Source organism: Thiomicrorhabdus sp. Kp2 (assembly GCF_000478585.1).
Classification (GTDB): domain Bacteria; phylum Pseudomonadota; class Gammaproteobacteria; order Thiomicrospirales; family Thiomicrospiraceae; genus Thiomicrorhabdus.
This window is the reverse complement of record NZ_ARWI01000001.1, coordinates 1884394-1900919: the sequence shown is the minus strand read 5'-3', so window position 1 is coordinate 1900919 and position 16526 is coordinate 1884394. Positions and strand designations below refer to the sequence as shown.

Annotated in this window: 12 protein-coding genes; 5 read left to right on the top strand and 7 right to left on the bottom strand. The window is 41.3% G+C overall.

The features are described from left to right. Positions 1-138: 138 nt before the first annotated feature. On the top strand, positions 139-1155 hold the full coding sequence (locus A379_RS08635) for a ChaN family lipoprotein (RefSeq protein WP_081696384.1): 1017 nt from the start codon (positions 139-141) through the stop codon (positions 1153-1155). Between the two features lie 21 nt (positions 1156-1176). Here the strand turns inward: A379_RS08635 and sppA are convergent, their stop codons facing one another. The 4 genes from sppA to A379_RS08615 all read right to left on the bottom strand — a co-directional run bounded on the left by sppA (position 1177) and on the right by A379_RS08615 (position 5807). Next, the gene (sppA, locus tag A379_RS08630; protein WP_081696383.1) at positions 1177-2187 is read right to left on the bottom strand and encodes a signal peptide peptidase SppA; all 1011 of its coding nucleotides are present in this window, start codon (positions 2185-2187) and stop codon (positions 1177-1179) included. Continuing rightward, positions 2180-3178 (bottom strand): 2-hydroxyacid dehydrogenase, encoded by a 999-nt coding sequence (locus A379_RS08625; RefSeq protein WP_040727514.1) that lies wholly within the window; start codon positions 3176-3178, stop codon positions 2180-2182. The genes sppA and A379_RS08625 overlap by 8 nt, the downstream gene beginning before the upstream one ends. A gap of 123 nt (positions 3179-3301) precedes the next feature. Further along, positions 3302-4480 (bottom strand): GGDEF domain-containing protein, encoded by a 1179-nt coding sequence (locus A379_RS08620; RefSeq protein WP_040727513.1) that lies wholly within the window; start codon positions 4478-4480, stop codon positions 3302-3304. A 223-nt stretch (positions 4481-4703) separates the two neighbouring features. Then, positions 4704-5807 (bottom strand): TRAP transporter substrate-binding protein, encoded by a 1104-nt coding sequence (locus A379_RS08615; RefSeq protein WP_040727512.1) that lies wholly within the window; start codon positions 5805-5807, stop codon positions 4704-4706. A 231-nt stretch (positions 5808-6038) separates the two neighbouring features. Between A379_RS08615 and A379_RS12780 the strand changes: the two genes are divergently transcribed. From A379_RS12780 to A379_RS08600, 3 genes are all read left to right on the top strand, one after another. Further along, positions 6039-8708: a methyl-accepting chemotaxis protein gene (locus A379_RS12780; RefSeq protein ID WP_051145119.1), complete on the top strand. Its 2670-nt coding sequence runs from the start codon at positions 6039-6041 to the stop codon at positions 8706-8708. 90 nt (positions 8709-8798) lie between these two features. Beyond that, on the top strand, positions 8799-9341 hold the full coding sequence (locus tag A379_RS08605; protein ID WP_040727510.1) for a heme NO-binding domain-containing protein: 543 nt from the start codon (positions 8799-8801) through the stop codon (positions 9339-9341). Between the two features lie 18 nt (positions 9342-9359). Next, positions 9360-10676 carry a response regulator gene (locus A379_RS08600; protein WP_051145118.1) on the top strand — a complete coding sequence of 439 codons (1317 nt, stop codon included), beginning with the start codon at positions 9360-9362 and terminating at the stop codon, positions 10674-10676. A 63-nt stretch (positions 10677-10739) separates the two neighbouring features. On the opposite strand, the gene A379_RS08595 is transcribed toward A379_RS08600, so the two are convergent. From A379_RS08595 to A379_RS08585, 3 genes are all read right to left on the bottom strand, one after another. Then, a complete protein-coding gene (locus A379_RS08595) occupies positions 10740-11642 on the bottom strand; it encodes a DnaJ C-terminal domain-containing protein (RefSeq protein WP_040727507.1) in 903 nt (300 codons plus the stop codon). Between the two features lie 297 nt (positions 11643-11939). Further along, a complete protein-coding gene (locus A379_RS08590) occupies positions 11940-14141 on the bottom strand; it encodes a TonB-dependent receptor (RefSeq protein ID WP_040727506.1) in 2202 nt (733 codons plus the stop codon). 94 nt (positions 14142-14235) lie between these two features. After that, positions 14236-14574 (bottom strand): hypothetical protein, encoded by a 339-nt coding sequence (locus A379_RS08585; RefSeq protein WP_040727504.1) that lies wholly within the window; start codon positions 14572-14574, stop codon positions 14236-14238. Positions 14575-14852: 278 nt separating this feature from the next. On the opposite strand from A379_RS08585, the gene pgm reads away from it, so the two are divergent. Beyond that, positions 14853-16493 (top strand): phosphoglucomutase (alpha-D-glucose-1,6-bisphosphate-dependent), encoded by a 1641-nt coding sequence (gene pgm, locus A379_RS08580; RefSeq protein ID WP_040727502.1) that lies wholly within the window; start codon positions 14853-14855, stop codon positions 16491-16493. Positions 16494-16526: the final 33 nt, after the last annotated feature.

The following is a 16526-nucleotide window of genomic DNA, read 5'->3' as shown; positions in this document are numbered from 1 at the left end:
TGTCTCATCGTTTTTACTCATTTTTTTAATCTTCGTGCCTCCGTGTCTTCGTGGTCGTTTTTTTACAATACTGAATAATCAATCACAAAATATGGATACCTAAGTTTATTAACTTAAATTTTCAGCCTGTGGATAACTATGTATAAAACTCAATTTTCATTACAAATAAGTAGCTTATTGATTGCATCATTATTATTGTCAGGCTGTCTATCACAGACGCCTGTCAAGCCTAAAGCAGACCAACAAAACGTTTCGTTAATGACCGCTTATGATTATCAACTGGTAAACTCATCACTGCAAAACCTATCTCTAAAACAGCTTATTGTGCAACTACAGTCCGCAGATATTGTCTTTGTGGGTGAATTTCACGGTAACCACGCTTCGCATTTATTGGAAATGCAACTGTTGGCAGGCTTGTTTAAGCAAAACCCAAACATTCTATTAAGTATGGAAATGTTTAACCGCGACCAACAAACCATGCTTAATCAATATTTAGACAGTGAAATTGGTGAAGTTCAATTGGTAAAAGAGACACCCGCCTGGAATAACTATGTGGCCAGTTATCGCCCGCTTGTGGAGTTTGCCAAACAGCATTTTTTGCCCGTAATCGCGGCTAACGCCTCAGCAGATATTGTGCGCTGTATTGGCCGTAAAGGTGAAAGCTACCTGAGCAAACTAAACCCCCAAGAAAAAGCCAATATAGCCCAAAATCCTTTTGCAGAAATACCAGGCTATAAAGCCAAGTTTAATGGCTTTTTAGAAGAGATGCGCCACTTGCCTGATGAACGCAAAAACAACAGTTATTTAGCGCAAATCACCCGAGACAATACTATGGCGGAATCAATCTACCAGGCCTGGTTAAATCACCCTCAACATCAAGTGATTCATGTCAATGGCGCTTTTCATAGTGAAAACCATTTAGGCACAGTGGCCGCATTAAAACGCTTAAACCCAAAATTGAATATACAAGTGATTACCCCAATAAGGGTAGAAAGTTTAGATGAGATAAAAGGTTTTAAAAAATCAGAAAAAAATGCAAATGACGATTTTATCTACTTTTTAAAACCGCAACCCGAACAGTATGTGGATGCGGATTATAAACAGAAAGATCGCCAGGCGATGTTTAACAAATCAGAACAGGCAAGTTGTAAATAGTTAGAAAATGATTCTAAGCAATTACTGTAAATATAAATAGTAGATGCCCGACTTCAATTGCATCTGTTCTAACATGGGGATATCGATCAACTTAACCGTTTGACCGCTTTCATTAAACTGCATAGTAGGTGAATAAGGGGTGGCATTGGCATTTTCGTTAAAACGATAAGTGACCACTTTACACTGTTTGGCCTCTGCCAACTCACAAGCCTTTTTAGTTGCATCCGTTACATAACCCAATGAATCTACCAGGCCTGCTTGAATGGCAGTTTTACCTGTAAAAACTCGCGCCGTTTTCAATACAGCCATCTGTTCATCATTCAGATTACGAGTGGTTTTTACCATCTCATAAAAACGCATAGCCATCTCATCGACTAAACTTTGAAAGGCCTTTTTATCCGAGTCGCTCGCCTGCCTAAATGGTGAACCCATATCCTTATTTTCACCCGTTTTATAAACATTCACCCTCGCACCAATTTTTTCCATAGTGCCAGATAAATCGGCACTCATTGAAATCACCCCAACCGAACCCGTAATGGTTGAAGGGTGTGCCTGAATATGGTCCCCCGCCATGGCAATATAAACCCCGCCAGAGGCAGCAACATCCATCATTTGTACATAGAGCTTTTTCTTGGTGCGCTCTTTAAACGCAAATAACTCATGGTACAAAATATCGCTAACGGTCACACCCCCACCAGGGCTATTCACTTTGAGTAACACTGCTTTTATCTTATCGTCTTTTTCGGCTTTTTTAAGCTGCATCATCACCGAGTCTAAAACACTCGGAGCTTTAGACAATAGGCCTGTTTTTGGACGGTCACTCAATAGACCGTTGATATTAATAATCAACACCTTATCTTCGGTTTTGCCCTCTTCAACCAACTGCTCTTTTATGGGACTATCGTAAGACTGGCCTAGCTTAATCGTCGCACAGCCAGACAAAAGACTAACTAGCGTCACACTCAATACCAGGCCTTTATACCCCCCTGCGGGGTGTGGTAACTTTAGAGAGAGCGAATAGAGTTTATTCACAAGTCACCTCATTTTCTAAACAGCTTTCAGGGTTTGCCAAATATTCATGTATATTTGCCGTAGTGGTTTCAGCTATGTGGGTTAATGCCTCTTGGGTAAAGTAGGCTTGATGACCCGTAATCAAAACATTGTGAAAGGTAAGCAGGCGTTCAAAAGCGTCATCTTGAATAATCTCACAAGAGTGGTCTTCAAAAAACAGGGCGCCTTCTTTCTCATAAACATCCATGCCTAAATAGCCAATTTTTTTGTTTTTTAAGCCTTCAATCAAAGCGGTGGTATCCATTAAAGCCCCACGTCCTGTATTGATGAGCATAACCCCATTTTTCATTTGTGAGATACTTTTAGCATTAATGAGATGATTGGTTTCTTTATTTAATGGGCAGTGTAATGAGATGATATCTGACTCTGCAAAAATCTCACTCAGTTCAACTTGTTTTATGCCCAGGTCATGACACGCCTCACAAGTATAAGGGTCATAAATCAACACCTCGCAACCAAATGATTTAAGCATTTTGCCCACTAAACGACCGATTCGACCCGCACCAATAATGCCCACCGTTTTGCCATGCATATCAAAACCCAACATACCATTTAAAGAGAAGTTACCCTCTCTCACTCGGTTATAAGCTCGATACAACTTGCGGTTTAACCCAAGCATTAATGCAATGGTATGCTCGGCCACCGCATAAGGCGAATAAGCAGGCACTCGTACCACTTTAAGGCCGAGTTTTTTAGCCGCTTCTAAGTCAACATTATTAAAACCCGCACAACGTAAGGCAATCAATTTTGTGCCACCTTCAGCAAGCAAAGTCAAAACCTTAGCATCAAGCCTATCATTTACAAACGCCGACACCACCTCGGCACCATTAGCGTAAGCAATCGTATCCAAGTCTAATGGCACTTCCAAATATAGAGTGTCCCATTGATGATGAAATACTCGACACAACACCTGTTTATCGTAAGGTTTAGCACTATAAGCAACAATTTTCATGGGCATCCTCTTGTTTCTGTTGGTGTTTTGAGTAATGACTTGGTTAGGATACTATTTGGAATGAGTCCACTTAAACCGCGCTTTACACAAGTTAGGCAAATTTCAATGTAAAACAGATTATAACTACCCCAGCTGCTCATCATAACCAGCAAGACAGTTTTTCGTTTCAACACCATCAATCACAAATTGATTTCTACCTAAATGTTTCGCTTGATAGAGGGCTTTATCCGCATTTCTATACAGCGCATTTATTGTAGTGCGACTGCCTGGTGACATTGAACTTATTCCCCCTGAAATAGTGACCCAAGGTAAATCCAATCCTGGCGCATGTTTTAGCTTTAATGACTCAATAACACCAGACAACTGAGTCAACCAACAGGCCATTTGTTTTGGGTCTCGCGCTTCTAATAAACCTGCAAACTCTTCTCCCCCAAGCCTAAAAACCAAATCGTTTTCACGATGAATAAATTTCTGTATAGCAGCACCTATCTGCTGAATAACCTCATCACCTGCCTGGTGGCCATAAAAGTCGTTATAAGCTTTAAAGTTATCAATATCAACTATAAAAAACATCAACGAATGCTGAGCACTTTCTAGCTCTTTTATTTTTTGAGCAAAAATCTGATTGAAGTAATGACGATTATACAAGCCCGTTAACCCATCGGTTCTTGACATTATTTTTAACTCATCAAGATACAGGAGCTCTTTTTCATGCATTTTTAACTCACGTTTATATGAATAAACTTGAGTTAAATCAATCAATACAGCCATACTCATAGCTAATAACAAGGTTGCCACAAAACGGTAAAAATTAACATAGTTCCAAAGGCCATCATCCCAAACACCTATATTGAAATAGGCCAGTGGAAACACCACAATATAGAAAGCAAACACATAAAGCCCGCCGACTTTCCAACCATTTAATAAAATGATGAAGAACGGCAAAAATACAACCCAAATTAAACTCATATCTTTATTCTGGGTAATCAGAATAAACATCAAATAAATAATAGAGGTGCCTATTGCCAAAAAGTGCCCAACCAATTTGATTGACTTGTTAGTTCTAAGTTGAAAGTACAAAAATATCACAAACAACAAAGCAACTAAATCAAAGAACCCTACCTTATAATTACCTGTATAAAGAAAGTGATAAAGCGTAAAAAAAGCCATTAACAGCCCCATTACCAACAAAATAGCATGGGCAAATAACGCACGAGAAAAAATGTGTGAATCCTCTTCATCAACCCACGAAACAACAAGCTTTAACCAAAAAGATTCTTTAAATATATTCTTTAAAAACATAATGATAAGCCAATCTCCTGTTATCTAAATCTAACATTTAGAGTAGAGTGGAATTTTGCCATCCTCTCAAGTTCAGTATAGCGCTTTGCATGGAAATAAAAACAATCAAAAACAGTAGGAATTACACCCTGCTTAAGTACAAAGTTTAAGAACAAAAAAGCCCAATCCACCAGGCCTGGTAGATTGGGCTTAGTTTCATATTAAACGCAATCAACAGTAAAGATTATAGTGAACGCGCTCTTAAATAAGTTTGTTCAGAAACATTCGTCCACTGCATAACTTGCTCTTTAAAGCGTTTTTGCGAAGCCCAAACTTTTTTAGATAATGGGTCTTTAGCGGCTTCCTCTTCAACCACTTGTTCAGAGATGCTTTTTAACTCTTTTAATACATCGTCAGGAAAGTCTTTAAGCTGAACATTGTGTTCGGTAATTAAGGTATGTAACGCTTGCTGATTACGTGCAGTATATTCAGCCAACATATCAGCATTAGCGGCCTTGATTGCATTACGTACAATGCTTTGTAAATCGGCAGGCAGTTCATTAAATGCCGCTTCATTAATCATACATTCCATTGTGGTTCCTGGCTCATGCCAACCTGGCGTATAGTAATATTTAGCGGCCTTATAAAAGCCAAACGCTAAATCATTATAAGGGCCAACCCACTCGGTGGCATCCAATGCACCTGACTGCATCGCAGGGAAAAGCTCACCACCTGGCATAGTCACGGGAATACCGCCAGCACGCTTTAACACTTCACCGCCTAGGCCAGGAATACGCATTTTAAGCCCTTTTAAATCAGCCACTGAGTTGATCTCTTTGTTAAACCACCCACCCATTTGAGTACCTGAGTTGCCACCTGGGTTAGGAATTAAACCAAATGGTTTATAAGCTTCTTCCCAAAGCTTCAAGCCTCCACCATAGTACATCCAAGCATTCATCTCTTGCGCCGTTAAACCAAAAGGTACCGATGAAAAGAATGCGGCAGATGGAATCTTTCCTTTCCAGTAATAAGCTCCAGCATGACCTAATTGAGCATTGCCTCGTGAGACCGCATCAAACACTTCAAAAGCGCCAACTAACTCACCTGCACCATAAACCTTAACATCAATACGACCACCCGACATCTCGGTAATTAATTTGGCAATATTATTTGCCCCAGTACCCAGGCCTGGAAAGTTTTTTGGCCAGGTAGTCACCATTTTCCACTGATAGGTTTTTTGCGGTGCGGCCGTAGCTGTTTGTGTTGGGCTCTCGTCTGTACCACAAGCTGTTAAAGCGGTTGCTGCAGTTGCACCTGTAATGGCGCCAATAAAGTCTCTACGTTTCATTTTTTAAATAGGCTCCTTACTATTTTGTAAGGACATTTTAAGCAAAAACATAATACAAAATAGGTTTTTTTATAAAAACCAGTCCCTTAACGTATTGCAGGTATGGCTCTTGCTGATAAACTTAACCTCATAAATTTAAGGTGATTTTTGTACCAATGAGGTGTACACATAAGCCTCTTCTCATGCAGAAATCACCTAATACAATTTCCTTACATGTTGTTTGGAGGCAATATGAAACTTACCCCAAAACTGGTCACTAGCTTTTTATTTATTGGTTTGGCACCGCTATTCATTTTTGCCGCCATCTCAATTCAAAATGCCGACCACGGTTTAAAAAACCTCGCGACTCAACAGCTAGAATCGATTAGAGACAGTAAAAAAGCCTCTATTCAACGTTATTTTGATACGGTTTCCAGCCAGGTAACGACTCTTGCCGATACACAAGTTATTCTACAAGCGATGTTCTACCTTCCCACTCAGGTACAGGGGTATCAGGCACTTGCAGACAATGCCGATTTAACAGCGCTAAAAGAGGCTCTACAAAAGAAATACCAAACATTAGACCTTAACCCTGATTATGCCTCTCAGCTAGATGGTATCGCCTTAATGATGCAAAATGACTATTTAGTCAATAACCCCAACTCAAGTAGCGAGCGTTGGAAACTCAATAAAGGGGCAAGCAAATCAGCCTATCACGCCATACACGCCTCAATGCAACCCGTCATTCATAAGTTCATCCGTAATGCCAACTTTAATGAACTTTACCTAATCGATCAAAAAACCGACCGTGTTCTATATAGCGTGAATAAAGGCAGTGATTTTGGGGTAAATATTGCCACAAACCCTTTAAAAAATTCGGGCTTAAATGCGGTGTACCAAAACGCCAAAAATCTAACAGCCAACCAAACTGCTTTTACTGACTTTAGTCGATACGCCCCTGCGGGCAATTTACCGCAGTCTTTTATGGCGGCACCTGTTGTTTACCAAGGTAAAACGTTAGGTATTTTGGTGGTACAGTTAGACACAGAACAGCTCAATGCCATTATGACTGATAACTCAGGTATGGGGGCTTCTGGAGATACTTTTCTAGTAGGTACCGATTTTTTGATGCGTACCGATTCAGCTAAGGATAAAAATCATACTGTACTCAACTCATTTGCCAACCCCAAAACGGGGCAGGCAAATTACTCTTCGGTTAACCAAGCACTGCAAGGAAAAACTGGCGTTGATTTAACACCCAGTTTTAACAGCACCCAAGTTATGAGTGCCTATACCCCCATTGATGCCTTAGGTACAAAATGGGCGCTCGTTGCAGAACTAGATGAACAAGAGGCGCTTGCAAGCTCAGATGCGCTTCTCAGTACCGCTTTGCTTACAATCTTCATTGCCATCTTAGTCATTGTACTGGTTGCCTTTGTGATTGCACGAAGCATCTCTAATCCGATTCATAAACTGGTTGAAACGATTGATAATATTGAAAAATCGTCAAATTTCACCCTTCGCCATCCCGCTTCAGGGAATGATGAAATCTCACAAGCAGGTCAAGCAATCAACCAGTTGATGGGCAATCTTGATAAGTCATTCACAGAAATACAACAAGTCATGCAATCGATAAGTGAAGGCCACTTTAGTCAACGAGTCGAATCTCCACTACATGGAGACTTAGAAAAACTAAAAGACTCTGTTAATGCTTCTGCTGGCAGTGTTGAAAACACCATGAACGCCCTTTCAACCGTTATGCAAGGTATTGCTAATGGCGACTTCTCGGTACGTTTAGATGAAAGTGTTAAGGGTGAACTAAAAGAGTTAGTCGATAATGCTCTGTCGCAAATGGATCAAGCCATTCACACCATTACCGATGCCATGGAATATGCCGCAAAAGGCGTGTTCTCACATCGTGTTACGGGTGAATTAAAAGGCGATATGGTCAAACTTAAACACTCTGTTAACGCCTCTTTAGAAGAGATTCAATCTGCCATTGATGAAATAACCAACTCAGCAAAAGCGATGGCTACAGGAGATCTCACCCAAACCATTCAAGGTACTCATGAGGGTGAGTTAAAAGAACTACAAGATGCCTTAAACAGTTCTATATCCCATTTAGGGCAAATGGTGCAGTCGGTACGCGATGCCTCAATAACGGTTTCACGTGGAGCCAATCAAATCTCAGCAGGCAGTACGGATTTAAATGGCCGAACTCAACAACAGGCCGCCGCGCTTGAAGAAACCGCCGCTTCTATGGAGGAGATGACCTCATCCGTTCAAGGCAATTCGGACAGCGCCCAACGTGCCAACCGATTAGCTTTGAATGCACGAAACACCACACAAGAAGGTGTTCAAATCATGCAAAAAACCATTCAATCTATGCAAGATATTGAAGCGGCCAGTAATAAAATTAACGACATCATCACCATGATAGATAGCGTTGCCTTTCAAACCAATTTATTGGCCTTAAATGCCGCAGTAGAAGCTGCGCGTGCTGGAGAAGCTGGCCGTGGGTTTGCCGTGGTAGCGGGTGAAGTTAGAAGCTTAGCAGGACGTTCAGCAGAAGCCGCTAACGAAATTAAAGTATTAATCAGTAATGCGGTCAGTCAAATTAAAAATGGAACGGAACTGGTCAACCAATCCAGTGCCTCTTTAGACAACATTAACCAAGCGATTCAAGAGGTCAATGATATTGTTGCAGAGATCAGCTCTGCCAGCAGTGAGCAAGCTAACGGCATTAGTCAGGTAAACCTAGCCATTAGCGAAATGGATCAGTCCACACAACACAATGCACACCTGGTTGAAACCTTATCGGCCAACGCGCAAGGGGTAAACAATGAAGCCAAAGAGCTTGAATCGGCGGTATCTGGATTTGAAATAGCTTCACAAAAAACGTTATTAACTCATCAGAAATAAAATTTGAATTAAAGCTTAGGTTGACTTTAATCAGGGCTTAGATAAAACTAAAGCACTTATTCAACCCACACATCAAAAGGCGCTTCCAGCATGAAAGGAATTGTATTTGCCGAGTTTATAGAGCTTGTTGAAGATAAATTTGGCTTTGAAATGGCCGATGAGATCATTGAAAAATCCAACCTACCTTCAGGTGGTGCCTATACCTCCGTGGGAACCTATGACCACCAAGAATTACTTGAATTAGTCACTCATTTAAGTGCTGAGACAGGTATTTCAGTTGAAGACTTAGTGAAGATATTTGGCGAACATCTTCTGGTACGGTTTTCTGAAGGTTATCCCATGTTTTTTGAAACAGTCGATAACTGCTTTGATTTTTTACACACCATTGAAAACAAAGTGCATGTTGAAGTGAAAAAGCTTTACCCTGAGGCAGAGCTACCGACCTTTGATTCCCAAATAGAATCGGAAAAACGCATGACATTAATCTATAGTTCAAAACGCCCATTTTCTGCTCTGGCTTATGGTTTGATTAAAGGTTCCTCCACCTATTTTGACGAAGAGATTGAGATTCAAATGAATGACCAATCTTCAGAAAGCTTAACTAAAGTCGTTTTTACCTTAACTAAATCTTAACCGCTTTCGGCCACAAAAATGACCAACAACCCTTTTGAAAAACGTTTTTTCCGTGAGCGCCAAGCTCGTAAACAAGCGGAACAAATTTTAGAACAAAAATCACTAGAGCTTTACGAAAGCAACCAAGCCCTGACCCAGCTGGCTTCAGATTTGGAGCTTCAAGTCGAACAGCGTACCGCAGAGGCTGAAAAAGAGAAAAATCGCGCTCTGGCCTTAAGTAAAGCCAAATCTGAATTTGTCGCCACGATGAGCCATGAAATTCGTACGCCGATTAACGGTATTATCGGCGCGTTAAATTTACTGGAATCGGAAGTTGTCTCTAATGAGTGCCAAAGACTACTGGGCATTGCCGACCATTCGGCCAATGTTCTATTGCATATCATTAACGATATTTTGGATTTTTCTAAAATCGAAGCTGGGCAAATGGATATTGAAAATATCCCTTTTGATTTATACCAGGCCTGTCAAAATTCACTCCTACCTTTTCAGGAAAAGTGTGCCGAGAAAAATATTGATTTATGTTTTGAGTGGGATGAGACAATCTCACATTGGCAAATAGGCGACTCTTTCCGAATTACGCAGGTGTTAAACAACTACTTAAGCAATGCCGTTAAATTTACTGAACAAGGCAAAATACTGCTTAAAATCGAAGCAATTGATGAGCAAATCCAGCTCAGCATTATTGACACAGGAATCGGCATTTCTGAAGAGGGCTTAGCCAAACTCTTTATCGACTTTTCTCAGGTAGATGCCTCAACGACTCGTCAATTTGGTGGAACGGGGCTTGGCTTGGTCATATCCATGAAACTCGCACAGCTTATGGGTGGTCAGGTCGGGGTTGAGAGCACCCCAAACATTGGCTCAAAATTTTGGGTTTGCCTATCCAATCAGCCTACCGACTCGCAAAATAAGCTATCTATCAAACCAAATATTGCAGATTTAAAAGCACAAAGCAGCACGATTTTATTAGTCGATGACAACCAAGTGAATCGCCAAATAGGCCAAAAGATTTTAGAAAAACTCGGACATAAAGTGGATTTAGCCGAAGACGGTTTTGAAGCAGTGGCCTTAGTCAAGCAGAAACAAATAAACGCTTTACCCGCTTATGATTTGATTTTAATGGATTGTCAAATGCCCGAGATGGACGGTTTTGAAGCGACACGAACCATTCGAGGCTTAAAGTTAAATACACCGATTATTGCCTTAACTGCAAACACCTCCAATGAAGATAAGCAACTGGCGTTTGATAGTGGTATGAATGGCTTTTTAAGTAAACCCTTTAAAATTGATGAAATACAAAATTTAATTCTCTCTTACCAACAAAAAAGCCAGTAGTCTCCCACTGGCTCTAAAATTTAATCCTGTTGCTGGACCTTAATCCTTTTGCTGAATGAAAACTTAATAGTCTGCCCTTGGATTAAATGGCATTTGCCCAGCCATTTTTTCATACAACGCTTTATCTTCATCGGTTGCCGCAGGTGGCGTATGGATTTGCACAATCACATACTGATTACCAGGGGTGGCTCCTAATCCACGGTCTTTAATGCGTAGCTTAGTGCCCGACTGCGTTCCAGCGGCAATCGCCATTCTTACCTTACCTTTTAAGGTTGGTATATCTACTTTTGCACCCAAAGCGGCTTCCCAAGGCGTGATAGGTAAATCCAAATAGATATCTTTACCCTCTACTTTATAGTGAGGATGTTTTTCCAATTTAATTTGGATAATCACATCACCATTTGGCCCGCCATTGAATCCAGAAAAACCTTTGCCTTTCACACGAATTTTTTGGTCTTGCGTTACCCCTGCTGGAATACGGACTTTAATCGGTGTCGTATCATAAGAATAGCTACTCGACTGAGGGTTACCTGTTTGTACGTTAATGGTTCTTTCTGTACCTTCTACGGCTTCAACCAGCGACACCATAACATTAACAGACTGATCTTCACCTGCCCTAGGACGAGCTTGTTGCTGAAAACCGCCATGACCACCACCAAAGCCGCCACCGCCGCCAAACATATCACCAAAGATATCGCCAAAATCGGCACCACCAAAGCCACCGTGCCCGCCGCCAAAACCGCCTGCACCACGCTGTTGATAATCCGAGCCAAACTGGTCGTACATTGAGCGCTTTTCAGCATCGCTCAAAGTTTCATAAGCTTCACTTAATTCTTTAAATTTAGCTTCATCCCCTGTCGGTTTATCTGGGTGATATTTTGCCGCCATTTTTCGATAGGCTTTCTTAATTTCAGCATCACTCGCACTGCGAGAAACGCCCAAAATCGCATAATAATCTTTGCTCATAATGTGTTTAATCTCTTAAATTCTTTAATTGCCTTGTAAATAAGGACTTACTCGCCCTTTTTCAAGGGCAATCTGCGACTTTTTCACTGCATTTTAAAACCCACTAAAGTCGTTATTTAATCAAAAATTGAGGCTATTCTACCCTATGCTCACAAAAGTATATATGGCCACAGAGCTTACCAGGCCTGGTAAAACATTCGCAGCTTTCCAAATAAGCATCTCAAGCACATAAAAAAGGCCTGGGATTTATGCAAATCACCAGGCCTGTAAGTTTTTTAGATTTAAATTTACAAAATATTAAAAATCCAAACGTGCTTTAAGTTGAATATTTCTACCCAAGTTAAGCGTATAGCCTTTGTATGTATTTAAAAAATCCACATACGGGGTATCAAACAAATTCTCCACTGCGGCACTTAAATGTAACGTTTGTTTATCTAACTTAACAGCTGTTTGATAATTTACATTCCATAAAGCATAAGCATCCGTTGAAGCCGTGCCAATGGGCAAATTATCAAATTGAGAGAATGGTTCATAAGCACCCGCCGAGTTTTTAGCGTCCACGAGCTTAACACCAACACTCACTTTTTGCTGAGATAAACCCGCAAAATCTTGTGGATGATAATGCACATTTAATTTGGCGTTATTGGCTGGCATTAGCGGTAAATCCTGGCTGTTTTTAGTGTCCATACCCGCAATTAATTCCAAGGCTAGGTCGGTTGACCAGGCCTGGTTAAATTGATGTTTGGCACTGAATTCAAAGCCGTAAATAGTGGCATCGGTTTGTTCCGCCTTCATTTCAGGAATGGCTCCTGGTGCCGTGGAAGCAACAACTTGACCTTCGTTCGGCGCGCCTTCTTTTGCTCGATACAATCCAGTGTTAGCTAGATAGATATAATTATCAATCCAGTTTTGATAAACCGTTGCTACAACCTGAGATTTAGGTGACTGCCAACGAAGCGATAAGTCGGTGTTAATTGCCGTTTCTGCTTCTAAATCAGGATTACCGATTTGATAAGCTTGAACACCGCCATGTTCGCCACCAGCATAGAGTTCAAAAATACTTGGCGCTCTAAATCCTCTAGCAATATTCCCTGCAATACTCCATTGAGAATCAACGCGGTAAGTCGCCCCTAATGAGCCTGTAACCACGTCAAAATCACGTTTATTATTGGTGGCATCAAAAATATCACCTACAAAATGTTCGTTCTCTTCACCTAAAGGGGCTTTAATTGATACGGTATCGTATCGCGCGCCAAACTGTACCAACCACTTATCATAATCCGCTTCTTCAAACACATAAATAGCACGTTTGCTTTCATCGGCTGAAGGCGTTAAATGCCCTGAACGTAAGGTTTGTTGCTTTTCAGTCACTTCAAACCCGATTTCACCTTCAAAATCCCCCACTTTAGGGTGTTCCAAAGCTAGTTTAAAGTCATCACGTTTAACCAAAAGGTCTAAATATTCTTCAGTTCCTTTATCCGCCGACATGGTTTCAAACGGTAAATCATGTGAGGCTTCACGGGCGTTACGCGTGTGTGTCCAGCTTGGTTTAATGACCCAGTCATTATCGGTATAAAACTCGGCACTTAACTGTGTCTCATCATTTTGTAAACGTTGCCCTGTGGCCAAAGCTTCATATTCAGACACCGCATTTGCTGCCTCAATACCTAAAAAGTTTTGATACGCTGTCCATTGTGTATGACGCAACTCAACTTTACCCCAGTCATCTTGATAACCAAGTGCGATGTTTCCAGTTCGGTTTTTAAAATTTGTATTTGGTACTTCGCCAACAAACAAGGGTTTATCACCTATTGCGCTACTTGGTGTCGCCCCTTCTGATGACGAGGTATTTGGCACAGTAAAGTTATCGCCTTCACGAATTGCCACACCTGCATTGATTGCAAACTTCTCAGAACCTGCACCGATTTTTGCACCCAACATTTTTTCTTGGTTGTTGCTGTTATATTCGGTTGCCACTTGACCTTTCATCTCTTGACCATAAGGCAACTCAGCTTGCAACACATTGACCACACCGCCCATTGCTTCTGAGCCATACAATACACTTTGTGGCCCTCGTATAACTTCCACACGCTCAGCTAAATAAGGCTCAGTATTTGGGTTATGACGTGTGCCATAAGCCTGATAGTCAGTCGCTTGGCCATTAGAGAGCAGTTTAACGCGGTTACCCGTTAGACCACGAATCACAGGCTTACCTGATTGCGCACCCGCCGATTGATTGTTTACCCCTGGGATGCTCTCTAACATTTTGCCAAGTGAGCCGCTCTCTTGTGCCATTTTTTGTTCATCAGTAATACTATCGATTTGCGACGGCACTTCAAACGCTTCATGGTCATGAATCGGCGATGCTGAGACAGTAATAGCAGGTAATAAGGTATTGCTGTTTTCTTGTGTTGCTTGTGCCATAGCTGTTAATGGCGCAGACAGACAAACGATTCCACTGGCGCAATAAACAGCCAGCGTGATTTTATTGAGTTTCATAATGTTTCCTAATGGTTTTGCAGGCGAGTGCATTTAGCTAAATAACAATCGCAAAATATTTGAGGTATTAACCCCTTGATAAACTAAAGCAAAATCAATTAAGAACAGGCGGTGCACGCCCCATGAAGTGAGGAATGTATTGCGCGTCAAAGACGGAACGCAATGCCAAACCTGTTGGAATAACAAAAGGCACTTTTACAAATTCAAAAGAGACATTTGAATCATGGTTTATTGGCTGAGCAAGGTTATCAAATACATCACAACTGGCTTCATGTTCATGAAACGGATGAATCTCAGCATGTATCAACCCTGCTGCTTGCGTAAACACAAACAGCAAAATAAGCGCAGCAATCCAACGACTTAACTTATTCGTACTGGAATGGTGCTCTTTGCTGTGCTGAGCAATCAAATTGTCTGCTGGTGAAATTATCATCAATAAACTGGCAAATAAAATAGAGAAAGTGGACTCGGATTATAAAGGATTTTAATATTGAATGATTAACAAAACAGATAAATTTGAAACAAATTAAGCCGTTATAAGTTACCAGGCCTGGTAACTTATTTTGCAATCAGATTCAGTCTAAAATCAGCTACAAACCCTTATCAAAAAAACGTAATATAAATCTCTACTTTACATCGTTAAACTGAATCGTTACTGTGTTTAAACAGAAACACTTTACAACTGACAACCTCATTAAAGCGAGTAACATTATGGCCAACTCTCCATACGCAGGCAAAAAAGCCCCATACACTCTTTTGGAAAACATCCCTTTATTGATGGCGGACTATTACAACCTTACTCCCGATGCAAGTAATCCTGACCAAGCGGTTAGTTTTGGCACATCAGGGCACCGCGGTTGTTCCAGTAAAACCACCTTCAATGAGAATCATATTGCCGCCATTTGCCAAGCGATTGTTGAATACCGCCGCTTAGAAGGTTTTATAGGCCCAATGTTTATTGGTATGGACACGCACGCATTATCTGAAGCGGCTCATGCTACCGCGATTGAGGTTTTTGCCGCAAATAATGTCAATGTGATTATTCAATCAAATGGTCGTTATACTCCAACGCCAGTGATTTCTAATGCCATTTTAAGTTACAACCAAGGCCGTCAAGGAGGCCTGGCAGACGGCGTGATAATTACCCCTTCGCATAACCCTCCACAAGATGGTGGTTTTAAATACAATCCGCCAACAGGCGGCCCAGCGGATACTGATGTAACCACCTGGATTCAAGACCGAGCCAATGCGATGATTATTGGTGGCATGAACGAGGTCAAACGTATGCCACTTAAAGAAGCCATGGCTTCAGAATTTGTGACACCGACTGACTTAATTACGCCTTATGTAGAAAACCTAGATAAAGTCGTTAACATGCAAGCCATTAAAGACGCGGGCTTAAAATTAGCGATTGATCCAATGGGCGGTGCAGCCGTTGATTTTTGGCAACCGATTGCTGACCATTACGGTTTAGATTTAGAGATTGTTAACCCACAAGTCGATGCCACTTTTTCATTTATGCATGTCGACAAAGATGGCAAAATTCGTATGGACTGCTCATCACCCTACGCCATGGCAGGGCTTATTGATTTAAAAGACAACTACGATTTAGCCTTTGGTAATGACCCAGACGTTGACCGCCACGGCATTGTCACCAAATCAGTAGGGCTAATGAACCCAAACCACTATTTAGCGGTAGTCATTCAATACCTATTTAGCCACCGTCCAAACTGGCCAAAAAATGCTGCGGTCGGTAAAACCTTGGTATCCAGCTCGATGATTGACCGAGTCGCCAACGCCATGAACCTGAATTTAAGTGAAGTGCCAGTGGGTTTTAAATGGTTTGTGGATGGTTTACAAACAGGTGACTTTGGTTTTGGTGGTGAAGAGTCCGCAGGTGCGTCTTTTTTATGCTTTGATGGTTCGCCTTGGAGTACCGATAAAGACGGCATTATCCTGAACTTATTAGCGGCAGAAATCACTGCGGTAACAGGTAAAGACCCTGGCGAACTTTATCAAGAACTCACTGAAAAATTTGGCAACCCCATTTACAGCCGAATCGATGCACCAGCCAACCGTGAAGAGAAAGCGATTTTAAGCAATCTTTCACCAGAGATGGTTAAAGCCGATACCTTAGCAGGCGAAACCATTACCACCAAACTCACCCACGCACCTGGCAATGGCGCAGCGATTGGTGGCTTAAAAATCACCACCGAAAACGGTTGGTTTGCCGCTCGTCCATCGGGTACAGAAGATATTTATAAAATTTATGCTGAAAGTTTCAAAGGCCAAGAACACCTAAATGCTATTTTAGAAGAAGCTAAAGCGATTGTATCCGAAGCTTTAAAATAACGAGTAAGCGGAATTTATGATTGATAAAAACTA

Excerpts from the sequence above, each read along its gene's own strand:
- A379_RS08615 (WP_040727512.1), bottom strand. The coding sequence starts at position 5,807 with ATGAAACGTAGAGACTTTATTGGCGCCATTACAGGTGCAACTGCAGCA.
- pgm (WP_040727502.1), top strand. The coding sequence starts at position 14,853 with ATGGCCAACTCTCCATACGCAGGCAAAAAAGCCCCATACACTCTTTTG.
- A379_RS08595 (WP_040727507.1), bottom strand. The coding sequence starts at position 11,642 with ATGAGCAAAGATTATTATGCGATTTTGGGCGTTTCTCGCAGTGCGAGT.
- A379_RS08585 (WP_040727504.1), bottom strand. The coding sequence starts at position 14,574 with ATGATAATTTCACCAGCAGACAATTTGATTGCTCAGCACAGCAAAGAG.
- A379_RS08625 (WP_040727514.1), bottom strand. The coding sequence starts at position 3,178 with ATGAAAATTGTTGCTTATAGTGCTAAACCTTACGATAAACAGGTGTTG.
- A379_RS08620 (WP_040727513.1), bottom strand. The coding sequence starts at position 4,480 with ATGTTTTTAAAGAATATATTTAAAGAATCTTTTTGGTTAAAGCTTGTT.
- A379_RS12780 (WP_051145119.1), top strand. The coding sequence starts at position 6,039 with ATGAAACTTACCCCAAAACTGGTCACTAGCTTTTTATTTATTGGTTTG.
- A379_RS08590 (WP_040727506.1), bottom strand. The coding sequence starts at position 14,141 with ATGAAACTCAATAAAATCACGCTGGCTGTTTATTGCGCCAGTGGAATC.
- A379_RS08635 (WP_081696384.1), top strand. The coding sequence starts at position 139 with ATGTATAAAACTCAATTTTCATTACAAATAAGTAGCTTATTGATTGCA.
- A379_RS08600 (WP_051145118.1), top strand. The coding sequence starts at position 9,360 with ATGACCAACAACCCTTTTGAAAAACGTTTTTTCCGTGAGCGCCAAGCT.
- A379_RS08605 (WP_040727510.1), top strand. The coding sequence starts at position 8,799 with ATGAAAGGAATTGTATTTGCCGAGTTTATAGAGCTTGTTGAAGATAAA.